Genomic DNA, 16,630 nt, shown 5'->3' with positions numbered 1-16,630 from the left:
ACAATTATGCTGCAAATCCACCAGACCAACCTTAAATTCATCCCTATAAAACGACAAATCTGATTAAAATGTGGATAAGTGGATAAGTTCTTGCTCTTTTTTTTAATTGGCTTATTAGCTTTATGGTATGAAAATCGGATTTTATGCTCTGCTTACTTGCGCAACTTTTGCAGGACTATACTTTGTGCTTGTTATAAATATGCAAAACACTTCGCTTTTTTATGGGCTGGGTGCCTTTGCTTTAGTTGTATTTATCTGGAGTTTTTATTCACGTTCAAAAAAGGCTGCAAAGCGTAAATACAGAGAGAATATGTTTCAACAACATATGAGAATGACGCTTCGCAACCAGTGGCATTAATATTATTGCATAACTATTTTTTCTGAAGGCTGGCCCAATCTTCTACTCCTACTTTTTTAGACCAGTTTACATGTGCCAAAATGAGTTCCTGTAGCTTTTCGGGATATACTTTACTGAGGTCTTTTAACTCTGTCCGGTCTTCTTCCATATTAAACAAACGCCATACATTTTCGGGATAACTAGATACAATCTTCCACTTGCCTTGTCGCATAGCTTTATTACCCTGATGTTCCCAGTAAAGATGATCATGACCTTTCCAGGTCTTCCCTGCAAATACATCTTTCAATGATAGTCCGTCCGCAGTGGAAATAGCTTTACCTTGATAGCTTGATGGGTATTTTACTCCTGCAAGATCAAATATGGTAGCCTGTATATCTACAATATGTGCTGGCTGATGATTAATACTACCTGCTTTAATGAGTTTAGGGTAATAAGCAATAAAAGGGGTACTGATCCCTCCTTCGTTTTCCCAGTGCTTGAATGAACGAAATGGGGTATTACTCACATTGGCCCAGTTGTATTCTATGCTGGTATAGGATTGAGGATTGTTAGCTGGTAGTGCCTTTATTTCCTTAGCATTTATATTGTCTGCCTGATTAAGCCGGTTGTTTTCATGGCTCGCACCATTATCGGAAAGAAAGATGATTACTGTGTTGTCGTCCAAACCCAATTCTTTTAACTTGTTTAATACCCTGCCTACATTCTGGTCCAAACGATCAATCATTGCTGCATAAACGGCCATTCTCACATCCCAGGCATCCTGATCATTCTCTCTCATCTGGATCCAGGCTGGAACTAAGCTATCTCGCTCTGATATGGGCCACTTCGCATCTACAATGCCTGTTTCCACTTGTTTCTTATAACGTTCGGCACGGATTACATCCCAGCCTTTTTTATACTTACCCCGGTATTTTGCTATATCTTCAGGTAGGGCCTGTATAGGAAAGTGAGGTGCATTGAATGTTAAATGCAGATAAAAGGGTTTGTTCTGGGTTTTAGCTTCATCCAGGAATTTCAAAGCATAATCACCAAACTCATTGGTCAGGTAATAATCTTTAGGTTTATCTTCGGTGGTATAATCCTCTAGTTTCTTGTTATTTAAGACAAAGAAATTTGCCGCAGGAAGTTTTGCCTGATGTGGGTAAAAGTAATTACTGGTTCCACCTATCAATCCGAAATAGCGATCAAACCCACGTGCAACAGGCCATTGATCAGGTTGTGAGCCTACATGCCATTTACCAGACATCATGGTGAAATAACCTTGTGTTTTCAATCCTTCTGCAATGGTAATACTACTTTTATTCAAATACCCCTGGTAAGCAGGAGTTCCTAAATCCTGAACCATGCTTCCTACTCCTGCATTATGAGGATACCTCCCGGTAAGCAATGATGCCCGGGTTGGGCAACAGCGCGAGGCGTTGTAAAATTGGGTCATTTTTAGCCCCTGACTAGCCAGTCGATCCAGATTCGGAGTTTCGATCTCCGAGCCAAAACTTCCGATATCTGAATAACCCAGATCATCAGCAAGGATGACCACAAAGTTTGGCTTGTTCTTTAGGTTTTGTGCAGGCTTTACACTTTGTGCAGATAATGGTGCCTGATAACCAAAAAGCACTGCCCATAGGATAACATTATATCTTCTTATTTTCATTGGAATATAAATTTATTGCTCGACATATGCCCAGTCGAACGTTTTGTTTTCCGGAGTAGTTTTAGCTCCAGACATCAATGTTCTTAATTCTTTAACTTTTGCAGCATTTTTTGAAGCCAGGTTTGTTTTCTCCCCAATATCCTCACGCAGATTGTAAAGTTCAAGGACTTCTTTCTTACCCTCATCTTTAAAACGGATTAACTTCCAGTCGCCCTTTGTTAAAGCTTCTTTTAACTCGCCTTCTTTAAACTGCCAGTATAGGTAGTCGTGTTGCTTGGTTTGAGGTTTACCCAATAAAGCCGGACTAAAAGATATGCCATCAATATTGCCTGGAACTGGTGTTGCTGTTAACTGTGCAAGTGTAGGTAAGACATCCCAAAATGCAAATGGAAGGTCGTTCACCTTACCTGCCGGAACTTTACCAGGTGCCTTTACGATTAATGGAACACGGATACCACCTTCATAAAGATCACGCTTTACACCCCTTAGTTGTCCGCCGCTATTAAAAAATACAGGATCTGCGCCACCTTCTTTATGAGGGCCATTATCGCTGGTAAAAAAGATATAAGTATCATTCTCTAAGCCCAGATCTTTAACTTTCTGAACAATAGCCCCTACATCTGAATCAAGCTTTGAGACCATAGCTGCAAATGCTGCACGTGGCTGCGACTGGCTATCATAATTACCTTTCTTAACAAATGGCGTTTCCGGACCGAATTTACTGCTGCCATCAACATTTTGAAACTTCTGAAGCAATTCTTGCGGAACTTTTAGTTCTGCATGTGGTAAGGTAAATGGTAAGAAAAGGAAAAAAGGCTTGTCTTTGTATGTATCTAAAAAGCCAAGTGCTTTATTGACTATCAAGTCCTGGGTATATTCATTGGTATCAATTTGTATCCTTTGGGTTTTATGGTCCTTGATTTCGTACAGGTGGTTAGTATAATAATCATGAGCATGCGCCTGATCTAAATAACCAAAGAACTCATTGAAGCCTTTCAAATGAGGTGCACCCGCAGTTTCTTCATCGCCTAAGCCCCATTTACCATACATACCTGTAACGTAGCCATTATTTTGTAGTCGTTCCACAACGGTAGTATCTTGTGCACGTAAAGCCCCTTTCCCATCTTTCGCCTTGCTGTTCCCACGCACATAAGCATGCCCCATATGGAGGCCCGTCATCAGTGCTGCTCTGGAAGGAGCACAAACCGTATTACCAGAGTAAAATCGTGTAAACCGAGTTCCATCTGCTGCCAAACGATCCAGATTGGGCGTTGGAATAGGTGATTTTTTATTGTAACTGGCTAGATTTCCATAACCAAGGTCGTCCGCTACAATGAAAATAATATTAGGCTGCTTATTTGGAGCTTGCTGGGCATGTGCCTGACTAACCATAAGCACAGCACTAAAGATAAAGGTTAATAGTTTGTTACTTTCCATATTTAGGATTTTGATTTAAAACAGGGTTATTTTGAATAGCGATAGACGGAATTGGCCAAAGGTAATCACGGGCAGCATCAAAAGCACGGTTATCAATTCTTGCGCCTTTGATATTATAGATATCCGTGTTGAGCACCTGATCAGCAATCTTCCAGCGACGAATATCATAATAATATAAGCCTTCTCCAGCCAGTTCTATCCTACGTTCATGTCTCAATTCCGCCTGCATTTGCAATTGATTTAATCCAGCAGGCAGATTAGGCATTTTAGCTCTTTTGCGTACCAGATTAACTGCATCAGTAACGGTAAGTCCTTTATCTACTCCTGATTCAGGACCAAATGCTTCGTTTTGTGCTTCAGCATACATCAGTAAAACATCTGCATAACGAATTAAGATGTAATTCAATTCAGAAGTTCCGCTGGTAGGCACAATTGTAGGCTTTTCATTATCCTTAAAGATAGTATATTTTTTATGTCCATACCCTGTGCTAGGATACTGAATATCAGTCACAACAGCACCTTTAAAAATCGTACCTGGAATAATTACGGTAGCCTGTAAACGGGAATCCCTGTTTTCATAAGGCTTTGCTGCATTATAAACAGCAGAGCTTGCAATAGGTTTCCCATCAGTAGCATAATAATCATTCACAAGCGTTGGCAATGGTGCAGTACCCAATTGCTGATCCAGACTCACATCCAGCGAGTGACTGAACTCAGGGAATTTGTATTGTATATCAAAAATCACCTCTTGATTACCTTCATTTTCCAGGTAAAACAATCCCCGATAATCCGGAAAAAGGTCATAAGCTTTTAAATCGATCACCTTTTTAGCAGCAATAGCGGCTTCTTCCCACCTTTCAGCGTATAGCAATACCCTGGCTTTTAATGCATAAACTGCCCCTCTGGTTACTCTACCTTTATCTGCACCAGTATAAGCAATCGGCAATATATCGCCAGCGGCGGCTTCATCAAGGTCTTTAAGAATCTGAGTCAACACTTCTGCTGCTGAGTTTCTTGGCAAGTTAGCCTGAGTTTCAAAATTTGTGGCTTCTGTAATTAATGGAGCACCACCGTAAAGATTCCATAAAGGAAGGTAATATAGTGCCCTAAGGAATTTAGCTTCAGCTTTATATCTGTTTTTCAGTGCTTCATCCATGGTAACCTTATCTATATTGGCAAGGAAATTATTTGCTCTGCCGATTCCACTGTAACTTGTATTCCAGGTGGTATTAAACTTACCCGTTGCGGCATTATGCAAACCTCTGGAAATGATATTCTCATCGGCATTATACTGATAAGTATTCGGGGTAAGCGCATCCAGGTAGACTGCATTACGGGCAGAATAGATGAAATTTGAATTGACCAATACGGCATAAGTTGCGTTTAAAGCAGCCTCTCCCTGGTCTTTAGTGTTCCAATAAGTATCCTGAGTAAAACGATCTGTTGGCGTGATTTCAAGAAAGGACTTTTTGCATCCGATGCTGAAGAAAAGTGGAATTATGATGATTATATATTTTTTCATTTGAGTTTAGCTTATTAAAATGAAACATTTAGACCAGCAGTAAGCGTTTTGGCATTTGGATATTCAATCAGATCAGCGCGGGTCAGGTTTCTTTCCGGATCACTGAATTTGAAGTTGGTGAAGGTCAGGTAGTTTTGTGCATTCACAAAAACTTTAAGTTGCTTTGCGCCAGCCCATGTAAGTAACCTTTTAGGGAAGTTATAACTTAACTGTATATTTTTTAACCTGAGGTAAGAAGCATCACGAATCCAAAAACTGGATGTCTGGAAGTTAGCAGGATAACCATTTGAAGTTGTTAATCTTGGTAATGGCGCATTAGGTTGTTCCGGAGTCCAGGAATCGGTAAGCCATTCTTTTGTTACTCCCGCCCCGTTTTTATAAGGCATAGCAAGGTTTCCTGTTAAATAAGTATCCACATCAGCTAGCCCCTGGAAGATCGCACTAAGCTCGAAGTTTTTGTAACCTCCGTTTAAAACAAATCCATAGGTATATCTAGGAATGCTATTTCCAATCACCACCCGGTCATTATTGTCGACAATACCATTACCATCAACATCACGATATTTTAAATCACCCGGCTTTGTACCTGTATTTTGGAATGCATGCGATTGAATTTCTGCAGCAGTCTGAAATATACCCTCTGCCTGTAAACCAAAAAATGAATTAATTGGATGTCCTTCCTGGGTAATCGTATTTCCACTATAATACTTCTCGCCATTTATGTTAACGACTTTATTTTTTAAATAGGTTACATTTGCACTCACACCATACTTAAACTCATTGATTTTGTTCTGATAACCTATGGTTACCTCAATCCCTTTGTTAGATACAGAACCAATATTACGGTAAGGGCCAGTTAAGTTTCCAACCTGGGCAGGAATACTTACCTGGCGTAAAATATTCGAAGTTTCTTTATCAAACCAGTCAATTTCAAAAGTTAGCGTATTGTTTAAAAAACCACCTTCCAAACCTATGTCGGCCATATTGGTCGTTTCCCAGGTGATATTTGGATCGCTTAACCTGGTAATGGCTGCTCCGCTAACTATCGTTCCATTGAAATTGTAATTCTCACCCAATGATACCGCATCAACATAACTAAACAATGGAATAGCTTGATTTCCTAATTTTCCATAGGATGCACGCAGTTTCAGGTTGCTCAGCACTTCACTATTTTTAAGGAAGTTCTCTTCGCTTATTCTCCAGCCTGCAGAAAAAGAAGGGAAAAATCCCCATCTCTTGCCTTCAGCAAACCTTGACGAGCCGTCGTACCGAAAGTTGGCTTCTAACAAATACTTCTCGGAAAAATTATAGTTTAATCTGCCGAAGTAAGAAACTAATTTAGAACTACCTGAGGTGCCGGTAACCTGTGGCGAAGTACTTCCGGCATCTAATTCTGTTAAATCATTCCCCAGGTAGCCCTGATTATAAGCAGAGAAATTGCCATCATTAAAGCTTTCTACACTGAAACCTCCTAAGGCGCCAAGGTTGTGGTTGCCAAGCTTCTTTTCCCAATTTAAAGTATGAAAATTGGTTAAATTGATGTTGTTATTGCTAATTTGACGAACCCCTCTTAAAGGCGTATTTCCTATCGGACTTATTACCCCCGTTTTAGGATTGGTAAGGTAGATTTGTGGGTAGGAATACTTTTCTATGCCATATAATAGATTTGCAGCCAGTGTTGTTTTGTACTTGATGTCGAACGGCAACTGGTATTCTGCAAAAAGGTTTGCCATGGTACGGTATTCATTGTTTTTTCTAAACCCTTCTTTTGATAAAGCAACAGGATTACGGTAAAAATTATGTCCAGGTACACGAATCCATTGATCTGCATAAGTACCGTCTTGTGCATATGGCACCTGCATAGGCAAGCCTCTGTAAGTTAAGCCCATTAAACCACCCTCTCCGTTACCATCATCGGCACTATAGGCACTCTCTCTGTTTGTAGCAAAATTACCAACCACACTGGCACCGATCCTTAAACGTTTAGTGATGTCTGAAGTCACATTTGTATTCAAAGAATAACGTTTACCGGCAGTTTCAATCATGATCCCTTCCTGTTTTAAATAACCCAATGAAATAGAAAAAGTCGTTTTCTCAGTCCCACCGGATAAACGTAAATTGTGTTCCTGAATCGGTGCGGTATCAAACATCACATCAAACCAATCGGTATTAGGATAAATAAAAGGATCAGTGCCGGCTCTGTATTCATCAATTAATTGCTGAGAACTTTCAGGAGGTTTACCCTCATTTGCCAGGGCACGGTTTTTTCCGATCATATAATCCACGGAATTGGTGACGGCATCAGGAAATTGTATTGCTTTCTGTTTTCCTGTATAAAAGTTATAGTCTAACTGAAAACCACCTCTTTTTCCGGTTTTGGTTTTCACCAAGACCACACCGTTTGCAGCACGATTACCATAAATGGCCGATGAAGCTGCATCTTTCAATACAGTGATACTTTCAATGTCGTTGGGATTAACATCCCCTAAAGGAAATTCGACTCCGTCGACTAAAATTAAAGGATTACTATTGTTCAATGTACCCACCCCTCTGATTCTTATGGTTGCTCCATCTGCCCCTGGTCTTCCCTTAGTCTGATTGGTAAAGACACCTGGTAAATTTTGTAAAGCCTGTGTAGAGTTGGTGATGGGGCGGTTTGCGATTTCTTTTTGACCCAAGCTAGCGACTGATCCTGTCAGATTCACTTTCTTTTGCGTTCCGTAACCAACAGCAACGACTTCAGTTAATTGGTTCGCTTCAGGCTGCAAATGTACATCAACAGGACTTCCATCTACAATAAGCGTAGCAGTTTTATATCCCACATAGCTGACTATTAATGTATAGGGAAATTTCTGCCCGGTAACGAAATTGAACTTTCCTTTATTGTCGGTTGAAGCCGTATGGGTAGTTCCCTGAATTTGTATGGAAGCCCCAATCAGGGTTTCTCCCGTTGTTGCATCAGATACAATACCGTTAAGTGTAGAATTAATCAGCGGTTTTGTTTGTGCGACAGAAATAAGGGATAAGGATATCAATAAGATGATGCTGCTACTAAATAACAGCAATCTCTTTTGCAAAGAATAAGCACTGTATAAATGCCTACCCTTTTTAAAATTTTGCATAACTTTAAAAAGTTTTAATTAATACTAATCGATTGTTGAAACTATGGTTTTCAGTAAGTGATTGGCGTTGCATACTGATTGCCGGAATAAAGGCAGGATTTTATCCTGTCTTTATTGTTTATATCTTTTTTTTGGGAGATATTATTGCATGGGACTGCAACAACAATACTGATGAATGGTGGATCTGGTACTTAGAGAGGTTAAGATTCCCGCTTGAAATTGTAGTTGTTTTTTCATCTTTTCAACTTGTTATTTGTTTGTTATTCAGCAAATATAAATGCAATTTCTATAAAAACAAATTAAATCTACCTATTTACTAGACTATTATTAAAAAAGGCTATTAACCTCTCCTATTGCAGTTATTTTTCTTTTAATTAATTGACTCGGCTGAACCTGATCTGAAATTTTTCCTAAATAATATTTTCTAATAAATCTGTGCGATAGAAAAATCCGTAAGTGTTCTAAATAAAAAATAAGAACTATGAAAAGATTAATCTTATCTGCAATTGCCTTGGTAGCCTTGGCATTTACAACCCAGGCTTATGCCCAAAAGAATCCTATGGTGGGAGGTGCTGCAATGTACGCCAATAAGGATATTATTGACAATGCGGTTAATTCGAAAGACCACACTACATTGGTTGCTGCAGTGAAAGCTGCTGATTTGGTTAGTACTTTAAAAGGTACTGGTCCTTTTACTGTATTTGCGCCAACAAATGCAGCATTCGATAAACTTCCTGCTGGCACTGTAGCTACGTTAGTGAAACCTGAAAATAAAGAAAAGCTGACTAAAATTCTTACTTATCACGTTGTAGCTGGAAAAATGGATAGTAAAACTATTGCTGCAGCGATTAAAAAAGGAAATGGAAAAGCAGAATTAACTACTGTAAACGGGGCCAAATTAACCGGATGGATGAAAAATGGCAAACTGATTTTAAAAGATGTAAACGGTGGTATGAGTACCGTAACTATTGCAGATGTGATGCAAAAAAATGGAGTGATCCATGTTGTGGATACTGTATTAATGCCTTAATATCAATTAATCTTCCGCTGATCCCTTTTCTTTAAAAGAGATCAGCGGATTTTTTATAGATTCCATACTGGCCCTACCTCTTGCTTTTTTAAAGGACGTCCAATAATGTTCTTTTCAAGTGTTTTATCCTTTGGGTAATAAACCCCATCTTTATTTTGGAAAATCGCGGCTTCATATACGATATTCTTTTGATCTGTCATGTTAATGGGTTCATCACGAATAAGGATTAGTGGTTTTTCTTTACCTTTCCCCAGAAGTACATTGTCTCTTAAAACGGCATTTTCAACTTTCATAGTTTGTTTCTTTGCGGGGTTATAGAGGTCACCAATTACGATATTTACATCGTTATCTTTCAAAGTATTTCCAATAACTTGTAAATTCTTAACTTGTAAGTAGCCATGTATTGGAGAGTTTTCAATCCCTTCAATAATAGAAATTGCTGCCCTACTCCCCTTTAATCCCTGGATATAATTATTCCTTACGATGTGATTTTCACCCATCACTCTAATGCCTCCGGTATTACTCTCCGATTCTCCAAAAATATAATTTCCGAATACCTCGTTGTAATTTCCGTGTCGGAGGCTGATACTTCCTTTTGATTTAATTACCGTATTGTATCGTATGATATTCCGTCCTGATTTAACTGAAATCAATTCCCCTTCGCCATTACTATTTTCGAAGAGATTAAACTCAATAATGGTATGCGAATCAGATAATGAATTTTCACTTGTTCCTACACGAATTGCTTCTGCTCCATTTTCACCCAGCGGAGGAATATCTCTGAAATAGTTATGATCAATCTGGTGATAATCTGGAGAGGTTCCAGATCTCCAGACCGTAACAATCGGACTTTTACTAGTCTTTTGTTCAAATAGGGAATGATCTATGCGATTATTTGTACCAAATAATCCGACCCAAACATCTTTATCAGGAGAATTACATGGTTTACTAAATCCTGAAACCAGGATATTGGTTATGCGACTGTAAGATGCGGGTACACTACCAGCTCGAAATTCAATCAGGTGCGATTTATTGGAGGATGCTCCATTTTTAAAATAAAGACCATCAACTATTAGATACTTACCGGACAATTGTAAACATGACGATCCTGATATCATAACCTTACCCGGTGTTTGCGCTTTGAGGGTTATTGGCTTCTTCTCTTCTCCTTTTGCTTTAAAAACAATATCAATGTCGCGCCAAATACCTTCGGCCATGATAATAACATTACCTGGAATAGCCTCTTTAATAGCGGCATTAAGCTCTTGGGCTGTCTTTACCAAGCGTTCATTGGGCTTATCTTTTTCAAAAGCACTGGAATAGAGTGGTAAGAATAATATTAAAAACTGAATTAAAGTTCTGTGATTTATTAGTTTATTTACCATTTCTACTGTTTTTTTATAAAGTCGTAATATACCTGGCCATACAATTTAGAACCATCGTCATTATCACGTACATGGCAGCCATCTCCGCTCCATTTTTTGCTTGAATATTTAATTGAAATAGTTCCTGAGGTGGGTGCATTTTTAAGAAACACTATACGAGGAATCCTGTTAATCTTTTGATTGGTTTGAATCCCATCATTGGAATTATCCATATTAAGACCTGCCCCGGTTTTAGATGGATCAATTCCATAACTATATCCGTTATAAACGACAGCATCTTTTCCATAAACATTCTTACCATTTACCAAAACTTCAAAATTCAGGCAATTTCTACCTGCAGGAATCTTCAAATCAGCTTCCTGGAATCCAGAAACAGGATCTGTTTTAAGTAAAGATGCATCTAAGGTCAGCGCTTGATCTCTTATCTGCGAATACTGATAATCATAAAAGGACGACACCCTTAAATTCTCTACCTGAGTTTCTCCTGCTATCTTATCTATTACATCCCAATACCCCCAAAGCTCTCTGGCACTTACAACTGGCAAAGGATTACTGATGACAGATATTTTAGCTGAAGGCTGTTCGCTTCTTATGTTCGAAATAAACTGTCTTAATTCATTTTCAAAGATTTCGAACGACCTTACTCGTACCTCTAATCCAACTAAAGACTTCAAATCATCATAAATAAAATCTGCTGTAGAAATCGGTCGGTCGAATGTAATTTCACGGGTTTTATCATTGTAACTGCTCACTCTCCTCACCGCGTACTCTTTATTATTTGAGAAATAGCCTCCAATAAATACATAGTCGCCCTTTACAGGTTTCGCAGCGATTCCATATTTATCACCAGCAGAAATTGTTATACCTCTTTCCTGAACTGCTTCTATTTTACCAGCCCATTTTTGAAATTTATACTTCCCTGTTTTTTCATTAAATGTGATGTTTTTTGCTGGTAATGTACGCATGGACTGTAATTCCTGAATTGAGAGATCTTTGTACTCGGTATATACCTTGTGTCCCTTTACAGTCCAATCGTCATTTGGTGTAGTTTCAAGCATTACAATATCAGGCGCAAATTCAACTACTTTTTTATAGCTTCTATGGAACTCTTCAGGATCGTTCAGAAATTTAAGTTTCCATCCTCCAATTCCTGCATTTTGAAAATGAAAAAATCTATTTGTCGCGAAGTTAAAAATGAAGTACGGAGTACCTGAGGCTCCGATATAATTACCTTTAATCTTTAGCCTAACTGTACGTTTCTTGTTTGTAGCAAATCTGTATTTTTTAACTGCACGTTCATCTGTTTGTCTAAAATCTAATCCACTCGATATGCGTGCTGGTTTTGTTAAATCGAACGAAACATCACCATCGCCAAAAGGGCTTTCAAGTACCCCCTTCCCTGTTTTTCCTATAGTAGTTTTTTCATAACTGATCTCTTCTCCATAATCATAGCCGGCAACAATATCTTCACCATTTTTCGGTATGACTTTAAAATATACCCAATGGTGTACTTCGGGGTTTCCGTACCTGTCTTTTCCGTATTTCCTTACGATCATATAATCATCAGATGCTGGAACTATACCACCACTATATCCCCCAAGGTTATGAGATCCCTTTTTTAAAGCAGATGAAACAGTTACATTATGATTGTAGGTAAAAGCCCTTCCTAAATTGAACATACTTGTCTTGCCATCGCCTTTGAAGCTCTTGGTTTCCTTGCCTACAGGTGATGTATTCCAATTATTAAAGGTATCATAAAGAACATCGTCAATATAAACTTCGATTTCAGCTGCGTTAGTATTAGATCTTTCAATACCCTGAACAATGGACACTTCATTTCCTTCCAAAGAAAAACTTATTTCTGAATTGACTCCGGTTATACGAGTTGCAACTCCATCAAAAAACTTGCGATCGTTTGGAGTGTTTAACAACGAATTGGCACCTTTAATTACAACATCCCTTGGTCCAACAACATCTGCCATGTGTTTTTGAGTGTTTAAAATGGTTTCTTTAACCAAGCCCGACTGTAAAAAGCCGTCACTCCATGTTACTGAAGAGCCCACAAAACTCATACGTAGATTAACCGCGGGAATATTACTATTACTAGTTCGCTGTCCAAAACAAATATTTGGTAGCAGGAAAGTAATTGTAAGAGAAAGAATAAATAGTGATCTTCTAAGAGCTGGGAATAAATTCATGTTGGTTTAAGTCTTTTTTAATCATTGAGTAAAAAATAGGTTCAGATAATCAACGAAATATAAAAAATAACCTTTAATAACTTTCTAAAAAGTTTAAAGTTTTTATTTTTTATAAGTCGTCAATAGTAATTCGCTATTTAATCAATGATTAGTTCAAAGCTTTTTTATAAACCCTTAAAACTCTTTCCCTTGCAAAGGAATGCTCGACCATGGGTGTTGGATATTCAGGAGATTGATATTCAGGCACCCATTGCTCAATGTATTTATGTTCTTTGTCAAACTTTTCTGTTTGTAGCGCAGGGTTAAATACCCTGAAATAAGGTGCAGCATCACAACCACATCCAGCTGCCCATTGCCAGTTTCCATTGTTAGCAGATAAATCATAATCGTTGAGTTTAGATGCAAAATAAGCTTCTCCCCAACGCCAATCAATAAGTAGATGTTTACAAAGAAAACTTGCCACAATCATACGAACACGATTGTGCATAAAGCCAGTTTCATTTAACTGGCGCATGCCTGCATCTACTATTGGATAACCTGTTTTACCTTCACACCAAAGTTTAAATTCATTCTCATCATTTCTCCACTCGATCTGATCGTATTGCTTTTTAAAAGATTGATGTACGACATGTGGAAAATGATAAAGAATCTGCATAAAAAATTCTCTCCATATCAATTCTGAAAGCCATGTTTGATTGTGATGAAGGGCAAAATCTACACATTTGCGAATGCTTATGGTTCCAAATCGCAATGCAATACCTAATTGTGTTGTGCGCTGTAACGCAGGGAAATCCCTGTATTTATCATATTCTTTTATGATGGTAGCATCCAGTATCGGCTTTTCAAATTTAACATCAGTTTTCTCAAAACCTATTTCTTCTAAAGCAGGGATTTCTAAGAACTCTTGTTGAAGCAAATTATCCAGGTTCATTTCAACAGGAGTAAAATGCCTGGTATTTAAAGTTTCCTTCCACTTTTTTGCATAAGGTGTATATACTGTATAAGGTGTACCATCATTCTTTAGAATATTGGATTTGTCAAAAATAACCTGATCTTTATAGGCCTTAAAAGGAATTTGCAATGACTCAAAATAATTAAGCATTTCCCTATCCCGAGCAATAGCTTGTGGTTCATAATCCCGATTACAATACGCCGCTTGTATATCGTATTCTTTCGCAAGTGTGGGGAATATTTCAATGGGCTTACCTATAAGTACAGTTAAGGTAGAGTTGTATTGCTTTAATTTTGAATTGATGTTTGTTAAAGCCTGATGAATGTAATCTACCCTCCTATCTTTCTTGTTTTCTAGCTGTTCTAAAATATTGGTATCAAAAATAAAGATAGGAAGTACTGAGAACTCTCCACTTAAAGCATGGCTCAGACCAACATTATCCTCAATACGCAAATCACGTCTGAACCAAAATACTGCAACTTTACTCTTCATAGTTCGATGGCTTTTTCTTTTTCTCTGGGCTATCACTATTGTGGATATAGACATCTTGCTGTGGGAAAGGCATAATGATCTTGTTCAACCTAAACGCTTCAGTAATAGAAATGATCAGATCACTTTTAATCCTGCCACTTTCTCCAAATTCCTTGGTCCAGAAGAATACTTTGAGGCCGATTGCGCTATCGCCAAACCCTTCATACTGTAATGATGGCGCAGGACTTTTCATAATATGCTCAGTTTTTTCTAACACCTTAATCAACACCTGCTTTGCCAGTTCAAGATCTGTATCGTAGGACAAACTTATGGCAATTGTCATCCGCTTCCTGCGACCTCCTAATGACCAATTTGTCAGATGCGCATTCAGCAGATCTCCATTAGGCATTATCACATCTGCCCCCTCCCAGGTTGATATCACACTACTTCTAAAACCTATAGATTTCATTGTTCCGCTTTTGCCGTCGATTTCTATCACGTCACCTACATTAACTGGCTTTTCAAAGGCTAGAATTAATCCACTTACCAGGTTATTGACCAAGGTCTGCAAGCCGAATCCGATACCTACCCCTAAGGCACCTAATACTATAGTAATCCTATCAATTGGAATTCCCGTTGCTGCTATAGCCAGAAAAAGCCCCAGACTTAAAATAAAGATTCTGATTAGTAAGAGCCAGCTTCCAAGCCCTTGTTTTTCTTTTTGATGATCTTTATCTGTTCTAAAGTTTCTATCAGAAGCGAAGAAGGAAACAATTTTAGAGATCGCCACAGAGATGCCCATGATCACAACAAAGAGCAACAAACTATTGATACTAAATGTATAATCTCCGAGCTTACGGTCGTTCGAGAGAAATTCCTGCACTGGCTCCGCAATATAATCAAAGCCTGCAAAGTTCCTTCCAAACAAAATGAACCAGCCAAATACCAACAGCATATAAAAAAAAGAAGGAACCTTTTTACCTACCTTATCAAAGTTTAAATAAAAAAGCTTTGCATCCTGTCCGGTATAAATATTGAACGCCAAATGTAGTCCTTCATTGATCAATCTGATGGTCCATAAAAAAAGTATAGCGATTACTACATTTAGAAATCCACTGATCAAAAGAGCTTTAGATAAATTGTACCTACCGAACAAATTGGCCAGCACAGCACAAAATTCAATGACGACCATTAATTTAATGGCAATCAGGATCAGCTGTTCACGGAGTTCCTGCCTGCGACCATAGATTGCGATCATTAATCCAGATAAAGCCCCTGCAAGAGATATAAACAACATAAACCAACGTTCAATATGGGAGGCTTGTAAAATCAGATTATCTAAAGAAGCAATCAGAAAAAATCCGACCATTAATAACCAGACTTTCATCCAATAAGAATTAACATAACCGCGAAAGATAAAACTGAGACTAAAGCTGGCAATTGTCCATAAGATCACATTTAAAAGAAAGGGCGGAGAAAAGAAGATAAACTGGAATAAGCTAATTACAATCAGCACTGCCGATGCGATTGGATATCTGAGTACAAGTTGTCCTTCATAATTATCCGTAAGCAGCTTCTCACGCTGATAAATAGATTTTAAAGACCGGAGATAAAAAGAGGAAATTACGATCAGAATAAGGAGACTTATTACCTTAGCAAGATTGTTCTGCAAATAAAACAACAAGTTAAGCCGACCTTTTGCAACGGCCTGACTGAGTATTTCATTCAAAGGCCTGGAATCACTATGTGGTTCCCATAAATTATTAACTTCAGGGCTAAACATTCCAAAAGCCATATTTTTCTGATACATTTCAATTTCCTCAAAGCCAGACTGGAGGTTTAGCACTTCAAGATTCACCTGATCCAACAAATGTTGTACATTCAGGGCGGTTACTTTAAGTGTGCTATCGACCGGATGGGTTTCATAAGACACCATTCTGATTTGCTGAATGTATTCCACTAATACCGCAGAATCTTTAGGAAATTTAAACAGTTCCGGCAAGCTCAACAAAGAATCCAACTGATAACGAAAGCTACTCAATCCCTGTCGGTATTGGTCGAGCTTTGTTTTCCTGGCACTAGCTTTTTTGAGCAATTCACTTAAAACCTTCTCCGTTGAAGTGAGGTTTCTGAATGTCTGTGACGTTCCTTTCGACGTCAGAACCCCATCTCCGGCAATGAGAAAGTCTTTTCTGATTTGAGCAAGTTCTGTTTTAATTCCAGAAGTATCCACCCCTGTTTTCAGATAAATCTTTGCTTTCTGCATAGTCCTTTTAACCTGCTCAAAGATGCTTAACTGAGCCATTGCTGCTTTATCAGCCTCAAATTCTAATTTGCTTTCCTTAGCAGAACGTAAGGCAAACTGTTGCATTATATCCACAAATCCATGTCGGGTACTGTCAACCCTACTAACCACATTACCTATGGTTGTCTGGGCTTTGAGAAATGGACAGTGTCCAAAGAAAATAAGTACAAGCAAACTGAGACTGAGGAGTAATTTCATA

The 16,630-nt window shown here is 38.4% G+C and carries 10 protein-coding genes; 2 read left to right on the top strand and 8 right to left on the bottom strand.

Annotated features, from left to right (window positions below):
• Positions 1-127: 127 nt before the first annotated feature.
• Positions 128-358: a hypothetical protein gene (locus ABDJ41_RS19490; protein WP_349787782.1), complete on the top strand. Its 231-nt coding sequence runs from the start codon at positions 128-130 to the stop codon at positions 356-358.
• 13 nt (positions 359-371) lie between these two features.
• Here the strand turns inward: ABDJ41_RS19490 and ABDJ41_RS19485 are convergent, their stop codons facing one another.
• The 4 genes from ABDJ41_RS19485 to ABDJ41_RS19470 are packed head-to-tail and all read right to left on the bottom strand — an operon-like array spanning position 372 to position 8,090.
• Complete coding sequence (locus ABDJ41_RS19485) at positions 372-2,009, bottom strand: arylsulfatase (RefSeq protein WP_349787781.1); 1,638 nt, start codon at positions 2,007-2,009, stop codon at positions 372-374.
• Between the two features lie 12 nt (positions 2,010-2,021).
• Complete coding sequence (locus ABDJ41_RS19480) at positions 2,022-3,446, bottom strand: arylsulfatase (RefSeq protein WP_349787780.1); 1,425 nt, start codon at positions 3,444-3,446, stop codon at positions 2,022-2,024.
• Complete coding sequence (locus ABDJ41_RS19475) at positions 3,436-4,968, bottom strand: RagB/SusD family nutrient uptake outer membrane protein (RefSeq protein ID WP_349787779.1); 1,533 nt, start codon at positions 4,966-4,968, stop codon at positions 3,436-3,438. The genes ABDJ41_RS19480 and ABDJ41_RS19475 overlap by 11 nt, the downstream gene beginning before the upstream one ends.
• 14 nt (positions 4,969-4,982) lie before the next feature.
• Positions 4,983-8,090 carry a SusC/RagA family TonB-linked outer membrane protein gene (locus ABDJ41_RS19470; RefSeq protein WP_349787778.1) on the bottom strand — a complete coding sequence of 1,036 codons (3,108 nt, stop codon included), beginning with the start codon at positions 8,088-8,090 and terminating at the stop codon, positions 4,983-4,985.
• Between the two features lie 481 nt (positions 8,091-8,571).
• Between ABDJ41_RS19470 and ABDJ41_RS19465 the strand changes: the two genes are divergently transcribed.
• Positions 8,572-9,120, top strand: coding sequence for a fasciclin domain-containing protein (locus ABDJ41_RS19465; protein ID WP_349787777.1), 549 nt, complete (start codon positions 8,572-8,574; stop codon positions 9,118-9,120).
• Between the two features lie 53 nt (positions 9,121-9,173).
• Here ABDJ41_RS19465 and ABDJ41_RS19460 read toward each other — a convergent pair whose 3' ends face one another.
• The 4 genes from ABDJ41_RS19460 to ABDJ41_RS19445 all read right to left on the bottom strand — a co-directional run bounded on the left by ABDJ41_RS19460 (position 9,174) and on the right by ABDJ41_RS19445 (position 16,629).
• Positions 9,174-10,505, bottom strand: coding sequence for a polysaccharide lyase 6 family protein (locus tag ABDJ41_RS19460; protein ID WP_349787775.1), 1,332 nt, complete (start codon positions 10,503-10,505; stop codon positions 9,174-9,176).
• A 2-nt stretch (positions 10,506-10,507) separates the two neighbouring features.
• The gene (locus ABDJ41_RS19455; protein ID WP_349787774.1) at positions 10,508-12,703 is read right to left on the bottom strand and encodes a hypothetical protein; all 2,196 of its coding nucleotides are present in this window, start codon (positions 12,701-12,703) and stop codon (positions 10,508-10,510) included.
• 148 nt (positions 12,704-12,851) lie between these two features.
• Positions 12,852-14,147 carry a cryptochrome/photolyase family protein gene (locus ABDJ41_RS19450; protein ID WP_349787772.1) on the bottom strand — a complete coding sequence of 432 codons (1,296 nt, stop codon included), beginning with the start codon at positions 14,145-14,147 and terminating at the stop codon, positions 12,852-12,854.
• Complete coding sequence (locus tag ABDJ41_RS19445; protein WP_349787771.1) at positions 14,137-16,629, bottom strand: mechanosensitive ion channel family protein; 2,493 nt, start codon at positions 16,627-16,629, stop codon at positions 14,137-14,139. Before ABDJ41_RS19445 ends, ABDJ41_RS19450 begins: the two co-directional genes overlap by 11 nt.
• Position 16,630 lies beyond the last annotated feature (1 nt).

Origin of the sequence: Pedobacter sp. ASV1-7, from assembly GCF_040203335.1 — a bacterium.
In the GTDB taxonomy this organism is placed as follows: Bacteria; Bacteroidota; Bacteroidia; order Sphingobacteriales; family Sphingobacteriaceae; genus Pedobacter.
The sequence above is the reverse complement of the archived record's forward strand: the minus strand, read 5'-3'. Positions and strand labels throughout refer to the sequence as shown.

What these genes read in the sequence shown, in the direction of transcription:
- ABDJ41_RS19490 (WP_349787782.1), top strand. Translation starts at nt 128, where the DNA reads ATGAAAATCGGATTTTATGCTCTGCTTACTTGCGCAACTTTTGCAGGA.
- ABDJ41_RS19485 (WP_349787781.1), bottom strand. Translation starts at nt 2,009, where the DNA reads ATGAAAATAAGAAGATATAATGTTATCCTATGGGCAGTGCTTTTTGGT.
- ABDJ41_RS19480 (WP_349787780.1), bottom strand. Translation starts at nt 3,446, where the DNA reads ATGGAAAGTAACAAACTATTAACCTTTATCTTTAGTGCTGTGCTTATG.
- ABDJ41_RS19475 (WP_349787779.1), bottom strand. Translation starts at nt 4,968, where the DNA reads ATGAAAAAATATATAATCATCATAATTCCACTTTTCTTCAGCATCGGA.
- ABDJ41_RS19470 (WP_349787778.1), bottom strand. Translation starts at nt 8,090, where the DNA reads ATGCAAAATTTTAAAAAGGGTAGGCATTTATACAGTGCTTATTCTTTG.
- ABDJ41_RS19465 (WP_349787777.1), top strand. Translation starts at nt 8,572, where the DNA reads ATGAAAAGATTAATCTTATCTGCAATTGCCTTGGTAGCCTTGGCATTT.
- ABDJ41_RS19460 (WP_349787775.1), bottom strand. Translation starts at nt 10,505, where the DNA reads ATGGTAAATAAACTAATAAATCACAGAACTTTAATTCAGTTTTTAATA.
- ABDJ41_RS19455 (WP_349787774.1), bottom strand. Translation starts at nt 12,703, where the DNA reads ATGAATTTATTCCCAGCTCTTAGAAGATCACTATTTATTCTTTCTCTT.
- ABDJ41_RS19450 (WP_349787772.1), bottom strand. Translation starts at nt 14,147, where the DNA reads ATGAAGAGTAAAGTTGCAGTATTTTGGTTCAGACGTGATTTGCGTATT.
- ABDJ41_RS19445 (WP_349787771.1), bottom strand. Translation starts at nt 16,629, where the DNA reads ATGAAATTACTCCTCAGTCTCAGTTTGCTTGTACTTATTTTCTTTGGA.